This is a genomic window from Streptomyces sp. NPDC001933 (assembly GCF_042890955.1).
GTDB lineage: Bacteria > Actinomycetota > Actinomycetes > Streptomycetales > Streptomycetaceae > Streptomyces.
Map to the genome: position 1 here is coordinate 459,489 of NZ_JBIASS010000001.1, position 14,968 is coordinate 474,456.

17 protein-coding genes are annotated in these 14,968 nt (G+C 71.4%); 5 read left to right on the forward strand and 12 right to left on the reverse strand.

Annotation, left to right across the window (positions count from 1 at the left end; all coding sequences use genetic code 11):
• Positions 1-186: 186 nt before the first annotated feature.
• Complete coding sequence (locus ACFYY7_RS01975) at positions 187-777, reverse strand: GNAT family N-acetyltransferase (RefSeq protein ID WP_388655779.1); 591 nt, start codon at positions 775-777, stop codon at positions 187-189.
• Here ACFYY7_RS01975 and ACFYY7_RS01980 point away from each other — a divergent pair.
• Positions 776-1,723, forward strand: coding sequence for a hypothetical protein (locus ACFYY7_RS01980; protein WP_388655781.1), 948 nt, complete (start codon positions 776-778; stop codon positions 1,721-1,723). The two genes, ACFYY7_RS01975 and ACFYY7_RS01980, sit on opposite strands and share 2 nt — an antisense overlap.
• Positions 1,724-1,794: 71 nt before the next feature.
• Here ACFYY7_RS01980 and ACFYY7_RS01985 read toward each other — a convergent pair whose 3' ends face one another.
• Complete coding sequence (locus ACFYY7_RS01985; protein ID WP_388655783.1) at positions 1,795-2,061, reverse strand: DUF397 domain-containing protein; 267 nt, start codon at positions 2,059-2,061, stop codon at positions 1,795-1,797.
• Positions 2,021-2,869, reverse strand: a complete 849-nt coding sequence (locus ACFYY7_RS01990; protein WP_388655785.1) for a helix-turn-helix transcriptional regulator — start codon at positions 2,867-2,869, stop codon at positions 2,021-2,023. The genes ACFYY7_RS01985 and ACFYY7_RS01990 overlap by 41 nt, the downstream gene beginning before the upstream one ends.
• Before the next feature lie 85 nt (positions 2,870-2,954).
• Between ACFYY7_RS01990 and ACFYY7_RS01995 the strand changes: the two genes are divergently transcribed.
• Positions 2,955-3,392 carry an ATP-binding protein gene (locus ACFYY7_RS01995; protein WP_388655787.1) on the forward strand — a complete coding sequence of 146 codons (438 nt, stop codon included), beginning with the start codon at positions 2,955-2,957 and terminating at the stop codon, positions 3,390-3,392.
• A gap of 323 nt (positions 3,393-3,715) precedes the next feature.
• On the opposite strand, the gene ACFYY7_RS02000 is transcribed toward ACFYY7_RS01995, so the two are convergent.
• The 3 genes from ACFYY7_RS02000 to ACFYY7_RS02010 all read right to left on the reverse strand — a co-directional run bounded on the left by ACFYY7_RS02000 (position 3,716) and on the right by ACFYY7_RS02010 (position 5,656).
• Positions 3,716-4,021, reverse strand: a complete 306-nt coding sequence (locus tag ACFYY7_RS02000; protein WP_388655789.1) for a hypothetical protein — start codon at positions 4,019-4,021, stop codon at positions 3,716-3,718.
• 90 nt (positions 4,022-4,111) lie between these two features.
• The gene (locus tag ACFYY7_RS02005) at positions 4,112-4,933 is read right to left on the reverse strand and encodes a serine hydrolase domain-containing protein (protein WP_388655790.1); all 822 of its coding nucleotides are present in this window, start codon (positions 4,931-4,933) and stop codon (positions 4,112-4,114) included.
• Between the two features lie 117 nt (positions 4,934-5,050).
• Entirely contained in the window at positions 5,051-5,656 is a 606-nt protein-coding gene (locus tag ACFYY7_RS02010) for a TetR/AcrR family transcriptional regulator (RefSeq protein WP_388655792.1), read from the reverse strand.
• A gap of 96 nt (positions 5,657-5,752) precedes the next feature.
• On the opposite strand from ACFYY7_RS02010, the gene ACFYY7_RS02015 reads away from it, so the two are divergent.
• The 3 genes from ACFYY7_RS02015 to ACFYY7_RS02025 all read left to right on the forward strand — a co-directional run bounded on the left by ACFYY7_RS02015 (position 5,753) and on the right by ACFYY7_RS02025 (position 8,264).
• Positions 5,753-6,598 (forward strand): SDR family oxidoreductase, encoded by an 846-nt coding sequence (locus tag ACFYY7_RS02015; protein WP_388655794.1) that lies wholly within the window; start codon positions 5,753-5,755, stop codon positions 6,596-6,598.
• A 188-nt stretch (positions 6,599-6,786) separates the two neighbouring features.
• Positions 6,787-7,248, forward strand: a complete 462-nt coding sequence (locus ACFYY7_RS02020; RefSeq protein ID WP_266733842.1) for a MerR family transcriptional regulator — start codon at positions 6,787-6,789, stop codon at positions 7,246-7,248.
• A complete protein-coding gene (locus tag ACFYY7_RS02025) occupies positions 7,248-8,264 on the forward strand; it encodes an aldo/keto reductase (protein WP_388655796.1) in 1,017 nt (338 codons plus the stop codon). The genes ACFYY7_RS02020 and ACFYY7_RS02025 overlap by 1 nt, the downstream gene beginning before the upstream one ends.
• A gap of 16 nt (positions 8,265-8,280) precedes the next feature.
• On the opposite strand, the gene ACFYY7_RS02030 is transcribed toward ACFYY7_RS02025, so the two are convergent.
• The 6 genes from ACFYY7_RS02030 to ACFYY7_RS02055 form a co-directional block, all read right to left on the reverse strand.
• Positions 8,281-9,327, reverse strand: coding sequence for an alpha/beta hydrolase (locus ACFYY7_RS02030; protein WP_388655798.1), 1,047 nt, complete (start codon positions 9,325-9,327; stop codon positions 8,281-8,283).
• A gap of 175 nt (positions 9,328-9,502) precedes the next feature.
• The gene (locus ACFYY7_RS02035; RefSeq protein WP_388655800.1) at positions 9,503-10,186 is read right to left on the reverse strand and encodes a response regulator; all 684 of its coding nucleotides are present in this window, start codon (positions 10,184-10,186) and stop codon (positions 9,503-9,505) included.
• Entirely contained in the window at positions 10,183-11,535 is a 1,353-nt protein-coding gene (locus tag ACFYY7_RS02040) for a sensor histidine kinase (protein WP_388655802.1), read from the reverse strand. Before ACFYY7_RS02040 ends, ACFYY7_RS02035 begins: the two co-directional genes overlap by 4 nt.
• A 158-nt stretch (positions 11,536-11,693) precedes the next feature.
• The gene (locus ACFYY7_RS02045) at positions 11,694-12,662 is read right to left on the reverse strand and encodes a DUF4429 domain-containing protein (RefSeq protein WP_388655804.1); all 969 of its coding nucleotides are present in this window, start codon (positions 12,660-12,662) and stop codon (positions 11,694-11,696) included.
• A gap of 93 nt (positions 12,663-12,755) precedes the next feature.
• The gene (locus tag ACFYY7_RS02050) at positions 12,756-13,967 is read right to left on the reverse strand and encodes an alpha/beta hydrolase (RefSeq protein ID WP_388655806.1); all 1,212 of its coding nucleotides are present in this window, start codon (positions 13,965-13,967) and stop codon (positions 12,756-12,758) included.
• Positions 13,968-14,209: 242 nt separating this feature from the next.
• Positions 14,210-14,875 (reverse strand): TetR family transcriptional regulator, encoded by a 666-nt coding sequence (locus ACFYY7_RS02055; protein ID WP_388655808.1) that lies wholly within the window; start codon positions 14,873-14,875, stop codon positions 14,210-14,212.
• Between the last annotated feature and the right edge of the window lie 93 nt (positions 14,876-14,968).

Here is a 14,968-nt window from a genome sequence, read left to right on the forward strand (position 1 = left end):
CCCCCGCCGGCGCGAGCGAACACGCCACGAGCCTGCGGGAGGCGGGTCTCATCCACACGATGCGCAACCGGAACAGGGCACCGCACAGTCCGACGAGCGTGGGCATCGCCCTCCTGAACGCTCCACAGACGTAGCGGCCACTGAACGGCGAGGGGGCGGCGGCGACGGACACTGCGGCGAAGGTGCCTAGCGGCCGGTGTCCCGGCGCCACATCGACCACATCGGCGGCCCGGCCCGGAACGTCATCTCCTCGTGCACGGTGAAGCCGTGCCGCTGGTAGAAGGTGAGGTTGCGGCGGTTGCTGGACTCCAGGAAGACCGGCCGCCCGTCCGCGTCCGCCCGCTCCAGCAGCCCGCCGAGCACCCGCGCCCCACGCCCCGTGCCGCGCGCGTCGGCGTGGGTGCCGATGTGCTCGACGTACCAGTGCTCGGGACCGGCCGGATGGCGGTGCTCCATGGTGAACAACCGCCCGGTGGTGCGCGGGAGTTGGGTCCTCGTCGCGCGTACGAGTGGCCCCGCGTTGCGCAGCAGGTACGTCACCGGCAGCTTCCACTTCCCGGGCTCCGCCCACACTGCCACGACGGTGCGTTCCGGATCGGTCCATACCCGGCCGGCCGGGACCTGCTGGGCCAGATGCGCGGTGAACAGCAGCCGCAGCCGCCGGTCACGGTCGCTCGGCATGAGCCAGCTCCAGAGGGGGTCCTCGGCGTAGGCGCTGGCGAGCACGGCGGCGAGGGCGGGGACGTCGGCTGCGGTAGCGCGGACTGTGTCGGCCATGGCCGAGGAGAGTAGCGGGTGCCGGGTCGGCCATGCCTCTCTGTCCGGCGGGCCGACCGATTCTGCCCCCGTGTACCTGGCCCGCATCGGGGCCTTCGACGTAGGCATGGAGTGGTACACCGTGCACCCCTCCGGAAGGTTTCTGATGCGCGCACGCGACTTCGACCGCACGCATGGCTCCGCTCGCGCGCGTACGCCGGTGAGGCGGCCGGAGACGGAGGAACTCCCCGAGCACCTGCCGCTGGCCCTTCAGAGCAGCCTCGGCAACGCCGCCGTCGTCCAGCTGCTCCGGCAGGGCGCCGCCTCCGGCACCGGCAACGGCGCGGGCCCGACGCCGGTCCAGCGCGCCGGTGACTGGAAGAACAACCCGACGAAGAACGCCCTGGCCACGGAGAAGGCGGCCAACCGGGGCAACGCGCTCGTGCACACCCTGCACCACATCGTGCCCAAGTCGCTGCTCGAAAAATTCGCCGGGCTCCTCACCGCGACCCAGCTCACCGACGTCGTGACGGCCCTGGCTCCGGTCGCCCCGACAGCTTTCACGAGCAACAGCGCCCAACTCAACGCGGTGTCCAAGGCGTTGAAGAACGTTCCGGCCAACTTCGCGCTCGGCCCCGAACCGGCGGTCAGGAACGACGACCCGGGCAGCAGCGGACCGGACCTCAACTTCACCGAGGACGGCGCCATCACGCCCCGCTCCGAACAGCTGGAGCGGGTCTACGACTTCATCGAGGCGAAGGTCAGCGCCGGAGCGGCGGTCGCGCAGGCGGATCTGCAGAGCGATTTCATCGATCCGTTGCGGCAGGCCTGCATCGAGCACAACGCGGAGATCGCCCGTCTCGGCCTCGCCAACGGTGTGGGTCTCGACCCGAACCGGACGGCCTGGTCGGGCGACGCCGCCACGCGGTCCCAGCACCGGACCCACATGATCGAGCCGCTCGTCTGACGAAGACGAAGGGGCCGGGACGACCTCGGGTCGTCCCGGCCCCCTTTGCCGTACGGGTCTTGGCGGTGCCGTCAGACGAGCCCGCCCACGAACGCCCGCCAGGCGTCGGCCCCGACGATCAGGACGGGGCCGTCAGGGTTCTTGCTGTCGCGCACGGGGACGGCGCAGGGGAGGCCGTCGACCACCTCGACGCACTCGCCTCCGGTGCTGCCGCTGTAACTGGACTTGCGCCAGGCCGCGCCGCCGGTGACAGTGCACTCGACACATTCGCCACCGCTGGTGCCGCTGTACGACGACTTACGCCACTGTGCTCCGGTCAGATTCTGACTGGTCCCCATAGCGTTCCTCCATCACACGAGCGATCAATGTCGCCGAGTCCTCGGGGGAGAGGGCTGTGGCTTGCAATCGAGCGTAGCCGACCGAACGTTCCTTGATCACCTGGGGATTGGCGGTCATGTGCCCTTGGTCGTAGCTCTCCACGTAGAACAGGTCGGGGTCGTCCTCGAACCTGAGCAGGGTGAACGAGCCCATCATTCCCGTGTGCTGGCCGACGGAGAACGGAAGCACCTGGATCTGGACCCAGGGGTCGTCGCGGAAGCCCAACAGCCGTGCCAGTTGGGCGCGCATGACGTCGCGTCCGCCGACCTCCTGGAGCAGCGCCGCCTCGCTCAGGACGACCCATAGCGCAGGCGGATTCTCGCCCCGCAGAATCCTCTGGCGATCCAGGCGGGCCGCCGCCATTTCGTCGACCTTCTCCGGGTGATCGACGCCGAGCAGCGCCCGCGCGTAGCTCTCCGTCTGCAACAGCCCGTACACCAACTGCGCCTGGTACGTGGAGATGTACGCGGCCTTGGCCTCCATGTCCGCGTACGGCTGGAACCAGGTGGGCAGCTGGCTGCGCAGGACCAGGCCGACCAGCCGCGAGAACACACCGTCCGTGCCGAGCGCCGCGTCTACCCGCTCGGAGAAGTCGCGGGTGGGGATCTTCTTCGTCGTCTCGATCTGGCCGATCAGCGAGCCGGTGCAGAAGATGATGTCGCCGAGCTGGCCCTGCTTGAGGTTGTTGGCCTCGCGCTGACGGCGTAACTCCCAGCCGTAGTAGTCCAGTGGGGAGGCGTTGGGATCGAGCGTCTGGATGTTGGCCACGGCGGGGCACCTCCGGCGTTCAACGCCTCGCGGCGTTCGTTTCCGTACGTAGCCGAGCGTAATCAGTCCGCTGCACGCTGGTGACATGAATCACGTAATTGATCCACGGGCCGAGGATGTGGCGGAGCCGACCTACCAGGCCGACTTCGCGATGGGCGAGCACTCGGCCCGGCATCTGCGCCGCATCCTGCGCCTGTACCTCACCGGCTGGGGCCTGCTCGAAGTTGCCGACGCGGCCGAGCTGGCGTTGACCGAGCTGATCGCGAACGTCGTGCGGTACGTACCCGGCCGTCGCTGCCAGACGTTCATCTTCCTGCTCGCGGCCGGCGGCGTGCGCGTGGAGGTCGCGGACAGCTGCCCGGACGTGCCGAGGGTGGTCGTGGGGGACGAACTCGACGAGGGCGGGCGCGGGTTGGTGCTGGTCGGCGCCGTCACCGACAAGTGGGGCGTGGAGCCGCGCCCGGACGGGCGCGGCAAGACGGTGTGGTTTGAGTGCCTGGCCGCGAAGGCGGCCGACCGATGATCCGCCGCCGGGTCACGGGGCATGAGCACGCTCCGTCGGCGGGTCGCGCATGACCGCCAGGGTGGGTGTGCCTTTTACGACGTGACAGGTGAGGGGGTGAGTGTCACGTCGAGCGGAGAGGGTACGCGGCCGAGCGCGCACGAGCACGCACAATCCGAACTCGGGTCCCAGGCGGTTCGGTCCGGCATCAAGCTGGGTGACGGTGCCGCCGAGGACGCTCGTGGCGGCCCCGGCCGGTGCTCAGGGGCTCGGCTGCATGGGGATGAGCGAGTTCTTCTGCGCCACGGACAAGCAGGGGCCGCCCGCGAGCGGCACTGCACGCCCTACCCGGCGTCCCCCGGGACGTCCCGGACATCGGCCTGGGCCGGGAGATCTGCCTGGGGCGGGAGGTCTGCCCGGGTGTCCCCCTTGGTCGGCGAAGGCCGGGCGTCACCGGTGATCGCGTCGTCCCCGTGCAGGCTCCGCATCTTGTCCAGCAGCTCTTCCAGCCGCGCGATCAGCTGCGTCTCCAGGTAGGCGGAGAGGTCGCCGCCTCCGATGAACTGCGGAACGGGTGCCTTGGTGATCCCCGCGAGCATCTCCAGCACCATGACGTTGTTCAGTGCGCTCCGTTGCGCATCGCGGGTCACCCGCGCGGGTGGCGACGGGCGTGCTGATCGTCTTGACCGAGTCGTGGGGGTGGGGCGAGCCGGGACGCCGGGCGGCGACGGCGCTCCGCGTCAGCGGGCGGAACGCAGCTCCGCGAGCACCGCGTCCGTGAACGGCGGCCACACCTCGGCCGCCCACGGGCCGAAGGCCCGGTCGGTGAGCGCGACGCACGCCGCGCCCGCGACCGGGTCGATCCACAGGAAGGTGCCCGACTGCCCGAAGTGGCCGAAGGTCGCGGGCGACGACGAACTGCCCGTCCAGTGCGGCGACTTGGAATCCCGGATCTCGAATCCGAGGCCCCAGTCGTTGGGGTTCTGGTGGCCGTAGCCCGGCAACACGCCCTTCAGGCCGGGGTGTACGACGGTCTGCGCGGCCAGCACCGTACGGGGGTCGAGCAGGCGGGGTGCCTGCACCTCCGCCGCGAACCGCACGAGGTCGTCGACGGTCGAGACACCGTCCTTGGCGGGCGAGCCGTCGATCGTGGTCGCCGTCATCCCGAGGGGTTCCAGCACGGCCTGGCGCACGTACTCCGGGAACGGGATGTCGGTGGCCTTGGCGATGTGGTCGCCGAGCACCTCGAAGCCCGCGTTGGAGTAGAGGCGGCGGGTGCCGGGCGCGGCCGTCGTGCGGTGCTCGTCGAAGGCGAGCCCGCTGGTGTGCGCGAGCAGGTGCCGCACGGTGGACCCCTCCGGCCCCGCCGGCTCGTCCAGCTCGACCGCACCCTCCTCGTACGCCACCAGCGCCGCGTAGGCCGCGATCGGCTTGGTGACGGAGGCGAGCGGGAAACGGTGCGCGGTCGGGCCGTGCGTACCGAGAACGGTGCCGTCCGCTCGTACGACGGCAGTCGCCGCGGTGGGGACGGGCCAGTTGTCGATCATCGCCAGGCTCTGCATGCGTACGAGCGTAACGGGCGGGGTCGAACGCCTCGTTCCCTGCCTCGGTCACTCCCTTCCGTCCAGGCCGCGCGGCCTGCGCGGACGCGTGAGCCCGGCCCATGGCCGCTCGCCGGGTCAGGGGGTCTGGTCGGGAGTCCGCAGGGAATCGAGCCAATGGAGGAGGCGGGCACCCTGGCGGGTCATGATGTCCGGGTCGCGCAGCGCGTTGGCAAGGAGCGACATGCCCTGGTAGCCGGAGACGAGGGTGACGGCGAGGTCGTCCGGGTCGGGCAGGCCCAGGGCGCGGAACTGGTGCCCGGCCCAGTCGAGCAGCTGCCGGATGACCGCGCCGGCTTCCGTGTCCAGGGTCCCGTCCGTGCGCTTGTCGACCTCGACGGCCAGAGTGCCGGTGGGGCAGCCGTAGCGGGCGGCGATGTCGCGCTGGCCGACCCAGGCTTCGATGAGGGCCTTCAGGCGGTCACGGGGGTCGGGCAGCCGGTCCAGCCGGCTGGTGAGCTGGTCCAGGTGCGCACTGTGCTCGGACAGGGCGGCGTGGACCAGCTCGTCCTTGGTCTTGAAGTAGTAGTAGACGTTTCCGACCGGGACGTCGGCCACGCGGGCGATGTCGGCGAGGGTGGTGCGCTCGACACCCTGCTCGTGCAGGACCTGGGCCGCCGCGGCGGTGAGCCGTCGGCGCTTGTCGTTGGCCCGTGTCGCCCGGGGCTTCACTGAGTCAGTCACCCGACTAACTATATGGGCAGCGTCGGGGGCTCGTGCTAGGGTCCTTCTTAGTTAGTCAACTAACTAACTCGCTATCGGCTGACTCAGGAGATCGTGATGATCGTTGTGACAGGTGCGACCGGCAATATCGGACGGACGCTGGTGCCACTGCTGGCCGAGGCGGGCGAGGAGGTCGTGGCCGTCTCGCGGCAGTCGCAGCCCTCCGGGCTCCCGGCCGGCGTCCGGCGCGCCCGGGCCGACATCGGGAACGCCGCGAGCATGCGGCCGGTCCTCGCCGGCGCCGAAGCGTTCTTCATCCTGCTGGGCGGCGAGCTCAACGGCCACGGCGAGAGCCCGAAGGCCCTGTTGGACGCGGCTGGGGCCGCCGGGGTCAAGCGGGTCGTTCTGCTGTCCTCCCAGATCAACTCCACCCGCCCCGAGGCCCTTTCGCACGCCCGCCTGCGCGAGTTCGAGTCCGTCGTGCACGAGTCCGGCGTGGACTTCACCATCCTGCGCCCGGGTGGATTCGCCTCCAACGCTTTCGCCTGGGCCGAGTCGGTTCGTACCCGGCGCACCGTCTTCGCCCCGTTCGCGGATGTGGCACTGCCCGTCATCGACCCGGCGGACATTGCCGAGGTCGCCTCCGTCGCGCTGCGCGAGGACGGCCACGTGGGCCGTACGTACGAGCTGACCGGCCCCGAGGTCATCAGCCCGAGCGGGCAGGTCGCAGCGACCTCCGAGGCGCTGGGTGAGGAGGTGGCCTTTGTGGAACTCTCGCGCGCGGAGGCTCATGCCCGCATGGCGCAGTTCATGCCCGAGGGGGTCATCGGCGGCACTCTGGACGTCCTCGGCGTCCCGCTGCCGGCCGAGCGGGAGATCAGCCCCGACGTGGAGAACGTCCTCCGTCGTCCGGCCAGACCCTTCGGTGCGTGGGTCGCGCGCAATCTTCCGGCCTTCCAGTAGCGTCGGCCAACACGGCAGGGCTGCCCCGACCCTCCAGTTCGGCGGACTGATCACCGCCGTTCGCGGCTGACGGCACGGTTCATACCGGTACCCCTCCCTCCTGGCGTGGCCCCGACACGGGACGCGCACCGATTCCGTCTCCGATTGCGCTTGCTTCGAGTGCACTCCAAGGTTCTAGCTTGGAGGACATGACGGTGATGGAGAGCACTTCAGTGAAGGTGGACGTCTGCGCCACGGCCCCGCAGCCGCACCCGCGTCCCGAGGGGCAGGACCGGTACACCATCAGCGAGGTCGTCGCCTTCACCGGGCTCACCGCGCACACCCTGCGCTGGTACGAGCGGATCGGGCTGATGCCGCACGTCGACCGGTCCCACACCGGCCAGCGCCGCTTCAGCAACCGCGACCTGGACTGGCTGGCGTTCGTCGGCAAGCTGCGGCTGACCGGGATGCCGGTCGCCGACATGGTGCGGTACGCGGAGCTGCTGCGCGAGGGCGAGCACACCTTCGAGGAACGGCAGGAGCTGCTGGAGGCGACCCGCCGCGACGTGATCACGCGGATCGCGGAGCTCCAGGACACCCTCGCCGTGCTCGACTACAAGATCGACTTCTATGCGGGCGCCCGGCGGGCGCCGGAGAGGCCCAGTGCCTGATGACTGACGACAAGATCACCACCGTGGAGCTCGGCAACGGCGGACCGCAGGTCGGCGTGCAGGGACTCGGCTGCATGGGCATGAGCGAGTTCTACGGCGACACCGATGAACCTTCGGCCCGCGAGACGCTGGAGACGGCGCTGGCAGCCGGCGTCACCCTCTTCGACACTGCGGACATCTACGGCAGCGGCGCCAACGAGACCTTCCTCGCCCCGTTCGTCGGGGCGCACCGGGACGAGATCACGCTCGCCACGAAGTTCGCCATAGAGCGCAGGGACGACGACCCGCACTACCGGGGCGTGCGCAACGACCCCGCCTACATCCGCAAGGCCGTCGAGGACAGCCTGCGACGGCTGGACACCGAGGTCATCGACCTCTACTACATGCACCGCCGCGACCCGGCCGTCCCGCTGGCCGAGTCCGTCGGCGCGATGGCCGAGCTGGTCCAGCAGGGCAAGGTCAAGCAGCTCGGGCTGAGCGAGGTGACCGGCGCCGAGCTGCGCGAGGCGCACGCGGTGCACCCGATCGCCGCCCTCCAGTCGGAGTGGTCGCTCTTCAGCCGGGACGTCGAGCTCAGCGCCGTACCGGCCGCCGTCGAACTCGGGGTGACTCTCGTGCCGTACTCGCCGCTCGGGCGGGGCTTCCTGACCGGGGCGTTCACGGACGCGGCCAAGGAGCTGTCGGAGGGCGACTTCCGCAAGCACCAGCCCCGCTTCACCGGCGACAACGCGAAGAAGAACGCCGCCCTGCTGGAACCCGTCCACAAGATCGCGACGGCACACGGGGCCTCGGCCGCGCAGGTGGCGCTCGCCTGGGTTCAGCAGCGGGCCCAGGTGCACGGGCTGACCGTGGTGCCGATCCCGGGCACCCGCAAGAGCAGCCGGCTGCTGGAGAACCTGGCCGCCACCCGGCTCACGCTGACCGAGGGGGAGCTGGCGCAGCTTGAGCCGATCGCCGGGCAGGTGGCGGGGGACCGTTACCCGGACATGAGCTCGACGGCCACCGCGCGCGAGTAGCCGCTGCCCGCTCCGCTCACCGCGCCTTCTCCTCGGTGATCGCGGCGAAGGCGCGGAGCGAGTCCGTGCCCGGGGCGAAGTAGCCGGTGTGGCCCCGGGCGTCGTCGGCCGGGACCCGGCGCGCGCCGAACTCCGGGGCGGCCGGGTCGGGGCCGTGGCCGAGCCCCGCCACCTCGACGTTCGGTACGTCGTCGATCCAGTCCGTGGCGTCCTTCGCGGCCCAGACCCGGGCCCCGGTGCGCAGGTCGGCGACGTCGTCCGCGCGCATCCCGGGCGAGCCGAGGACCACCAGGTCCCTGGCGCGCAGCCGGGACGCGGCGAGTCCGCACACGACGGAGCCGTAGCTGTGGCAGAACACGGCGGGCGCGGGCACGCCGTCGGCCGCGAGTCCGTCCGTGAACCGGGTCAGCCGGCCGGCCCCCGCCTCGGCGAGCGACCCCGTCGCCGCGTCGACTCCGAGGCCCACGGGGGTGGTGTACCCGGCCCAGGCGACGACGGCGCTGCCGGGCCCGGTCCGGGCGTACAGCGCTTTTGCCATGCCTGCCGGAGTGCCGTACACATCGTTCGTACGGTCGAAGGTCCCGGCGTCGATGTCCGAGCCCGGCACCACGACCGCGACATGGCGTGCGGTGCGCAGGTCCCCGAAGACCTCGGCGACCTGACCGCGTCCGCGCGGGTCGAACGCGAGGATCTGCCGCCCCCGGTCCTGTCCGAGGTGTGCGTACCGGGGGTCGTGAATCGCCTGCAGGGAAAGGGTGTTGGCCCGGTAGCGCAGCTCGACCGGAGCGCCGTCCAGGTTGCCGACGACGAGCGGATGGCGTACGGCCAGGGCCTGTTGCTGCGCGGCGGTCAACACCCGGAAGAAGCGCGCCACTTCGGCGGGCGTGCTCCGTCCGGGATCGGGCAGCTCCCACCCCAGTACGTGATCGGCGCGCCAGGCCGCCGTGCCCGGGGGCGGCCCGGTGAGGGCCTGCTGTGCGTTCCCGGACGCCCAGCCGGCCGTTCCCGCCACCACGGTGGTGGCCAGCGCGACCGCGACCAGAGTCCTCGCGTAACGGCGCATCCCGTCGTCCTCCCTCTCCGGTCGGGCCGGTCGAGCCGGTTGATCCGGCCGATCCGGTTTCCGTGCGCCGTTCGGCGCGACGGGGAGGAAGTTAGGGAGAGGACGGGGCCGGGGGCGTCACACCAGGGAGCCAAGTGCGGGGTCATACCGGGGTAGGGCGTGGGGGGCCGGACCGTCACCCCTCGCCCGGCACCACGACCCCCGCCTCGTACGCGAAGATCACCGCCTGCGCCCGGTCCCGCAGGTCCAGCTTGGCCAGCACCCGGCCTATGTGGGTCTTCACCGTCTGCTCGGCCAGCACCAGCTTCCCCGCGATCTCCTGGTTCGACAGGCCCCGTGCGATCAGCTCAAGTACCTCCGTCTCGCGCGGAGTCAGACCGTTCAGCCGCAGCGACTGGCCGCTCCGGGTGGCCCCGGTCGGGCCCTGCCGGGCGAAGTCCGCGATCAGGCGGCGCGTCACGGACGGCGCGAGCAGCGCCTCGCCCGCCGCGACCACCCGTACCGCCGAGATCAGATCGGCGGGCGGCGCGTCCTTCAGCAGGAAGCCGGACGCCCCGGCGCGCAGCGCCTCGTACACGTAGTCGTCCACGTCGAACGTGGTGAGCATCAGCACCTTCGGCCGGTGCACCACCCCCACCGGCGGGTTCAGCAGCTCGCGGGCCGCCGCCAGGCCGTCCATCTCGGGCATCCGGACATCCATCAGGACCACGTCCGGGTGGACGCTGCGGCTGACCTCGATGGCCCGGCGCCCGTCCGGCGCCTCACCGACCACGTCGATGTCGCTCTGCGCCGCGAGCAGTGCCGCGAACCCCGCCCGCACCATGGCCTGGTCGTCGACGATGATCACGCGAATGGTCAAGAGTCCTCCGAGGACGGGGGCGGGGGCGTGGCAGGGGCCAGGGGCAGCCGCGCGGCCACCCGGAAGCCGCCGTCGGGCAGCGGTCCGGTGTCCAGCGTGCCGCCGGTCAACCGTACGCGTTCGCGCATACCGACCAGGCCGTGCCCGGTCCCGGCCGTCTCCAGCGGCGAATCGGGCTGCTCCGCACGGTCGTTGACCACCAGGACGGTCAGATGCGCGCCGTCCGACGTGATCGACACCCGGGTCCGCGCCCCGGGGGCGTGGCGGATCACATTGGCCAGGGCCTCCTGCACGATCCGGTACGCCGACAGGTCCACCGCCTGCGGTACGTCGGGCAGCCCGGCGGACAGCGAGAGCTCGGCCGGAAGCCCCGCCCGCACCGTCGCCTCCACCAGCTGCTGCACCCGGTCGAGCCCCGGCTGCGGTGCCCGTTCGCCCTGGGTGCCGTCGCTGCGCAGCACCGCCAGCAGCCGCCGCATCTCCGTCAGCGACTCCCGGGCGCTCGCCGCGATCGCGGCGAACTCCTCGTGCGCATCCTCGGGCAGTCCGCTGATCCGGTAGGGCGCGGAGTCGGCCTGGACCGTGATCACGGACATGTGGTGCGCGACCACGTCGTGCAGCTCACGGGCGATCCTGGCGCGCTCCTCCAGCAGCGTGCGCTGCGCCCGCTCGGCCTCGCTGATGGTCTCCTGCTCGGCGAGCCGGCGCTGTACGTCGCCCCGTTCCCGTATCACCGCACCGATCACCATGAACACGGCGCCGAACGCCGGGAGCAGCGCCGAGGTGCCGTTGCTGCGGTCGGTGGCGCTCACGTGCAGGACCAGGCTCGCCGCGGCGGTCAGTGCCCAGACGGAGATCACGGTCTGCCGGGTTTCGCGCAGGGCGACCGCCAGCATCACGAAGAAGTAGCAGATCAGCGTGGGCGGGGGCCACGGCCAGATGCCCTGCGACGGGTCCGGGTACCCGAGCAGGACCAGTGCCCCCAGGATGTCGGCGGGGAAGATGATCCACCACGCCTGCAACGGGCGGTGCGCCAGCATCAGCAGCGGCGCCGTCTGGCCGACGGTCAGCAGACCCGCCAGTCCGTCGGCCACACCGTATTCGTTGGTGAGCGTTGTGAGCGTGGTCGGGACGAAGATCGCCGCGAGGATGAGGACGACCGCGTACGGCAGCAGCCTCCGCCACCGCTTGCGCGCGCCCGCCAGGGGCGGGACCGGGGGATGGGACGGGTGGGCGAGCCCGTGGGCGATCTCGCGCAGATTGCGGCGGGCGGCGCTCACCAGGCCGTCCGCGGCGGGCGGCGGGCGCGGCGGCGCCTCGGGCGGGACGTACGGCGGGGGAGTGGTCATGGCCGCATCAGCGTAGGGAGCGGACCGGCCCGGTGGCGTCATACCGGGGTTCCGGTTCGCCGCCGGGCCTCTCGTACGGGGGTACTACCGGCCGATCGGGCCGGAAGCCCGCGACGCCGCAGAGCCGCGACGCCGTAAAGCAGCGACGCCGCGACGCTCTACAGCTCGGCGAGCAGTTGGGCCTTCTTGGCGCTGAACTCGTCGTCCGTCACCAGGCCGGACCGGTGCAGCTCCCCGAGGTGCCGTATCCGCTCCGCGATGTCCGCGGGGTCGCGCCGTCCGGCGCCCGCGAGGACGGAGGCGGGCGTGACGGCAGCTGAATGGTTCCTGCGCACCGATTCCAGCACGGCCGCGGCGAACGGCAGCGACTCGTGCACCGGGCCGTAGCCGAGGCCGAAGACCACCGCGGCCGGGTCCTGATCGGCGCTGGTGGGGCGGGGCGCCATCGGCTGCGGGCCGTGCGCCGCGCCCGGACCCGGATCCGCGACCAGGCCCGGACCACCGCTCCGGTCGGGGCCCGCGCCCGGTCCTGGGACCGCGTTCTCCAGGCCCCTGGGCACCAGCCGCAGATAACCCTCGAACGCCTCCGGGGAGCGCCACTCGACCCCGCTCAGCTCCGTCACCGGGAACGTCTGGTCGCCGGCCTTCCACTTCGCCGTGGAGGCGCCCGTCCAGAACCAGCGGAAGGAGACCCGGTGCCCGTCGAAGCCGGCCCGGCCGTCGTACGCCTTGAACTGCATCGGCGCCTCGGGCGCCGCGACCAGGAACCGGTCGGCGGGCTCCGCCGCGTCGGGGCCCAGCCGGGCGCGCAGTTCGTCCGCGTAGTACTCGGCCAGCGTCTCGCGCTCGGCGGGCAGCACCAGCCGGTACGGATCGCAGCCGTCCTTCAGCTGCCCGGCCGCGGCCTCGACCAGCGGGTCGGCACCGTGTCTCGGCACGGCACGCAGGACCACCGTGCCCCGCTTGCCCGGGGTGAGCGTCACCGACGACAGCGCCGCGTGCGGGACGCGGCGTTCACGCAGGCTCTGGAAGAGCTTCGGCGTGCGGATCCCCCGTTCGAAGCGGATGAGCACGGAGTCGGTGTCGAACTCCCAGGTGGCATGAATTCCAGCCAGCACATCACCCATGTGCCTCATCGTATGCGGCACTTGCCCCACACGTCCCCCCTCGGCGCAGGCCGCGATCGATGGCGCACCCAGGGTCTTCAGGCCTTGCGGCTGTCAGACGGCCCGGCTTCCGGTGATTGTTTCGTGGCAGGTGTTGTCGGCGGCCGCGCAGCTCACCGAGTCGTAGGCGCCCACGCCGATGGCGGCGAAGTTGCCGAGGCTCTCGGTCCCCGGCTCGAAATAGCCGCTGTGCCCGACCGCGTCGCCCGCCGAGACGATCCGCGCGCCGAAGCCGGGTTCGACCGGGTCGGCCCCGTGGCCCAGGCCGCCGAGCTCCAGGTTCGGTACGTCCGCGATCCAGTCGTCCCGGTCGCGCATCGCCCACACCCTGGCTCCGGTGCGCAGCTGCGCGGTGTTCTCCACCCGCATGCCGGGGCTGCCGGCCACCGCGATGTCGCCGACCCTGGCGGGCAGTTCATGTGCCGCGACCCCGCACAGCACCGAGCCGTAGCTGTGGCAGAACAACGAGACCGGGGCGTTGCCGGGCAGCGCGCCCAGCAGTGCGTTCAGCCGCAGCGCCCCGCGCTCGGCGAGGTTGCCCAGGGCCGCGTCCATGCCGATCCCGGCGGGCGTGGTGTAGTCGGCCCAGGCGATGACGGCGGTACGGATACTGGGGCGCGCGGCGCGCTCAGCCGCGTACAGCGACTTCGCCATGCCGACCGGGGCGGCGTTCACCTTGGTCCCGGTCCGCTCCAGCGTCAGCAGGTTGGTGTCGACGCCGGGGACGACCACGGAGATCCGTTCGGCCCGGTCGAGACTGCCGAACACCTCCGCGGCACGGCCCTTGCCGGACGGGTCGAAGGCGAGGAAGTGGCGGCCGCGGGCGAGCATCGAATCGAAGCGGTGCATCCGGCGGACCGCCTCGGCGCGGCCGTCGGGGGAGAGCCGCACATCGTGCATGCGCTGCCGCTCGACCTTCCGCGCCTGCGCCACGGCCAGCCGATTGGCGCGGTAGCGCAGAGTCACCGGGGCGCCGTTCAGATTTCCCACGACCAAGGGGTACTTGTCGGCCAGCGCGGTGCGCTGCGCGGCCGTGAGCGTGGCGAAGAAATGGGCCAGCCGGTACGGCGGCGCGTCGGCGTCCGGCAGCACATGACCCGCTACCCGACCCCGCGCCCAGGCGGCGAGTGCGACGGTGCGTGGCTCGTCGGAGCGTTGGTGACGTACGGCGGTCCAGCCAGTGGTCGCCAGCATCACGAACACGACCGCGACGGCGAGCAGCGCGCGCCATGCGGTGAGCGTGGGGGAGGAGTCGAAGGAAGTCACTTCGGCCCACATTAGGAGACGCGCGACCACAGCCGTGAAGAGGGTGACACACATCACTCCGCTGCGGGGAATTCGGCGGCCCGCTTTTCACGCTGTGTGGTTGTCACGCGCACGCTCAGGCGCGCGGAGCGCCTCCGGAGATCACATCTGGCCGTCGGGGCACGGTTGTTGTGAAGTCGGTCATGCCACGGAAGTGAGTCGTGCGGCACATGGGGCCGAGAACTCGTGCGGGAGTCCCGCCGTCACGCCGGTCGGGTGTCCGCCCGCCAGTCGCCGGCCAGGGCCGGTCCGAGCTGGTCCAGGTAGGCCTCGGTCAGCGCGCGCAGCGAATCCACGCCGGCGTCCCGGCCCCGCCCCCAGAGCTGACCGGTCACCCGCATCACCCCGCAGAACGCGGCCACGGCGACCCTCGGCCGCGGGTCCTTGTCCACATCGAGCCCCTCGCGCCCGGCGATCAGCAGCGCGATCTGGTTCTCCATCACCGCGCACCGGCGCAGATGGGCGGCGAGCAGCGAGGGCGTCGACTCGATCATCCGGTACGTGCGCATGTGGAGCTCTACCGTGACGATCTCCTCGATCGTCTCGCCGATGCTGTTCCAGGCGCACAGGACCGCGCTGCGCAGCGCCTCGAACGGGGCCTCGGCGGCTGGGCGCCGGCGCAGCTCCGCCAGGAAGCGCGACTCCACCATCTCCTGGATGGCGAAGGCGGCCTCCTCCTTGCTGGCGAAGTAGCGGAAGAAGGTGCGCTGGGAGACCTCCACGGCCTCGACGATCTCGTCGACGGTGGTCTCGTCGTACCCCTGCGTGGTGAAGAGGTCGAGGGCGGCGTGCAGCAGGGCGTCCCGGGTGCGTCGCTTCTTCCGTTCGCGCAGCCCGGTCGGATGCGTGGCCCGCTGCCCATCGGTCACTTAACTGGCCTTCTTTCTCCTGCTTTGTCCAGCTCAGCGTACCTGTGAGCTACGTGACAGTTACCGACTTGTGAAATGGTTTGTCAACTGTCA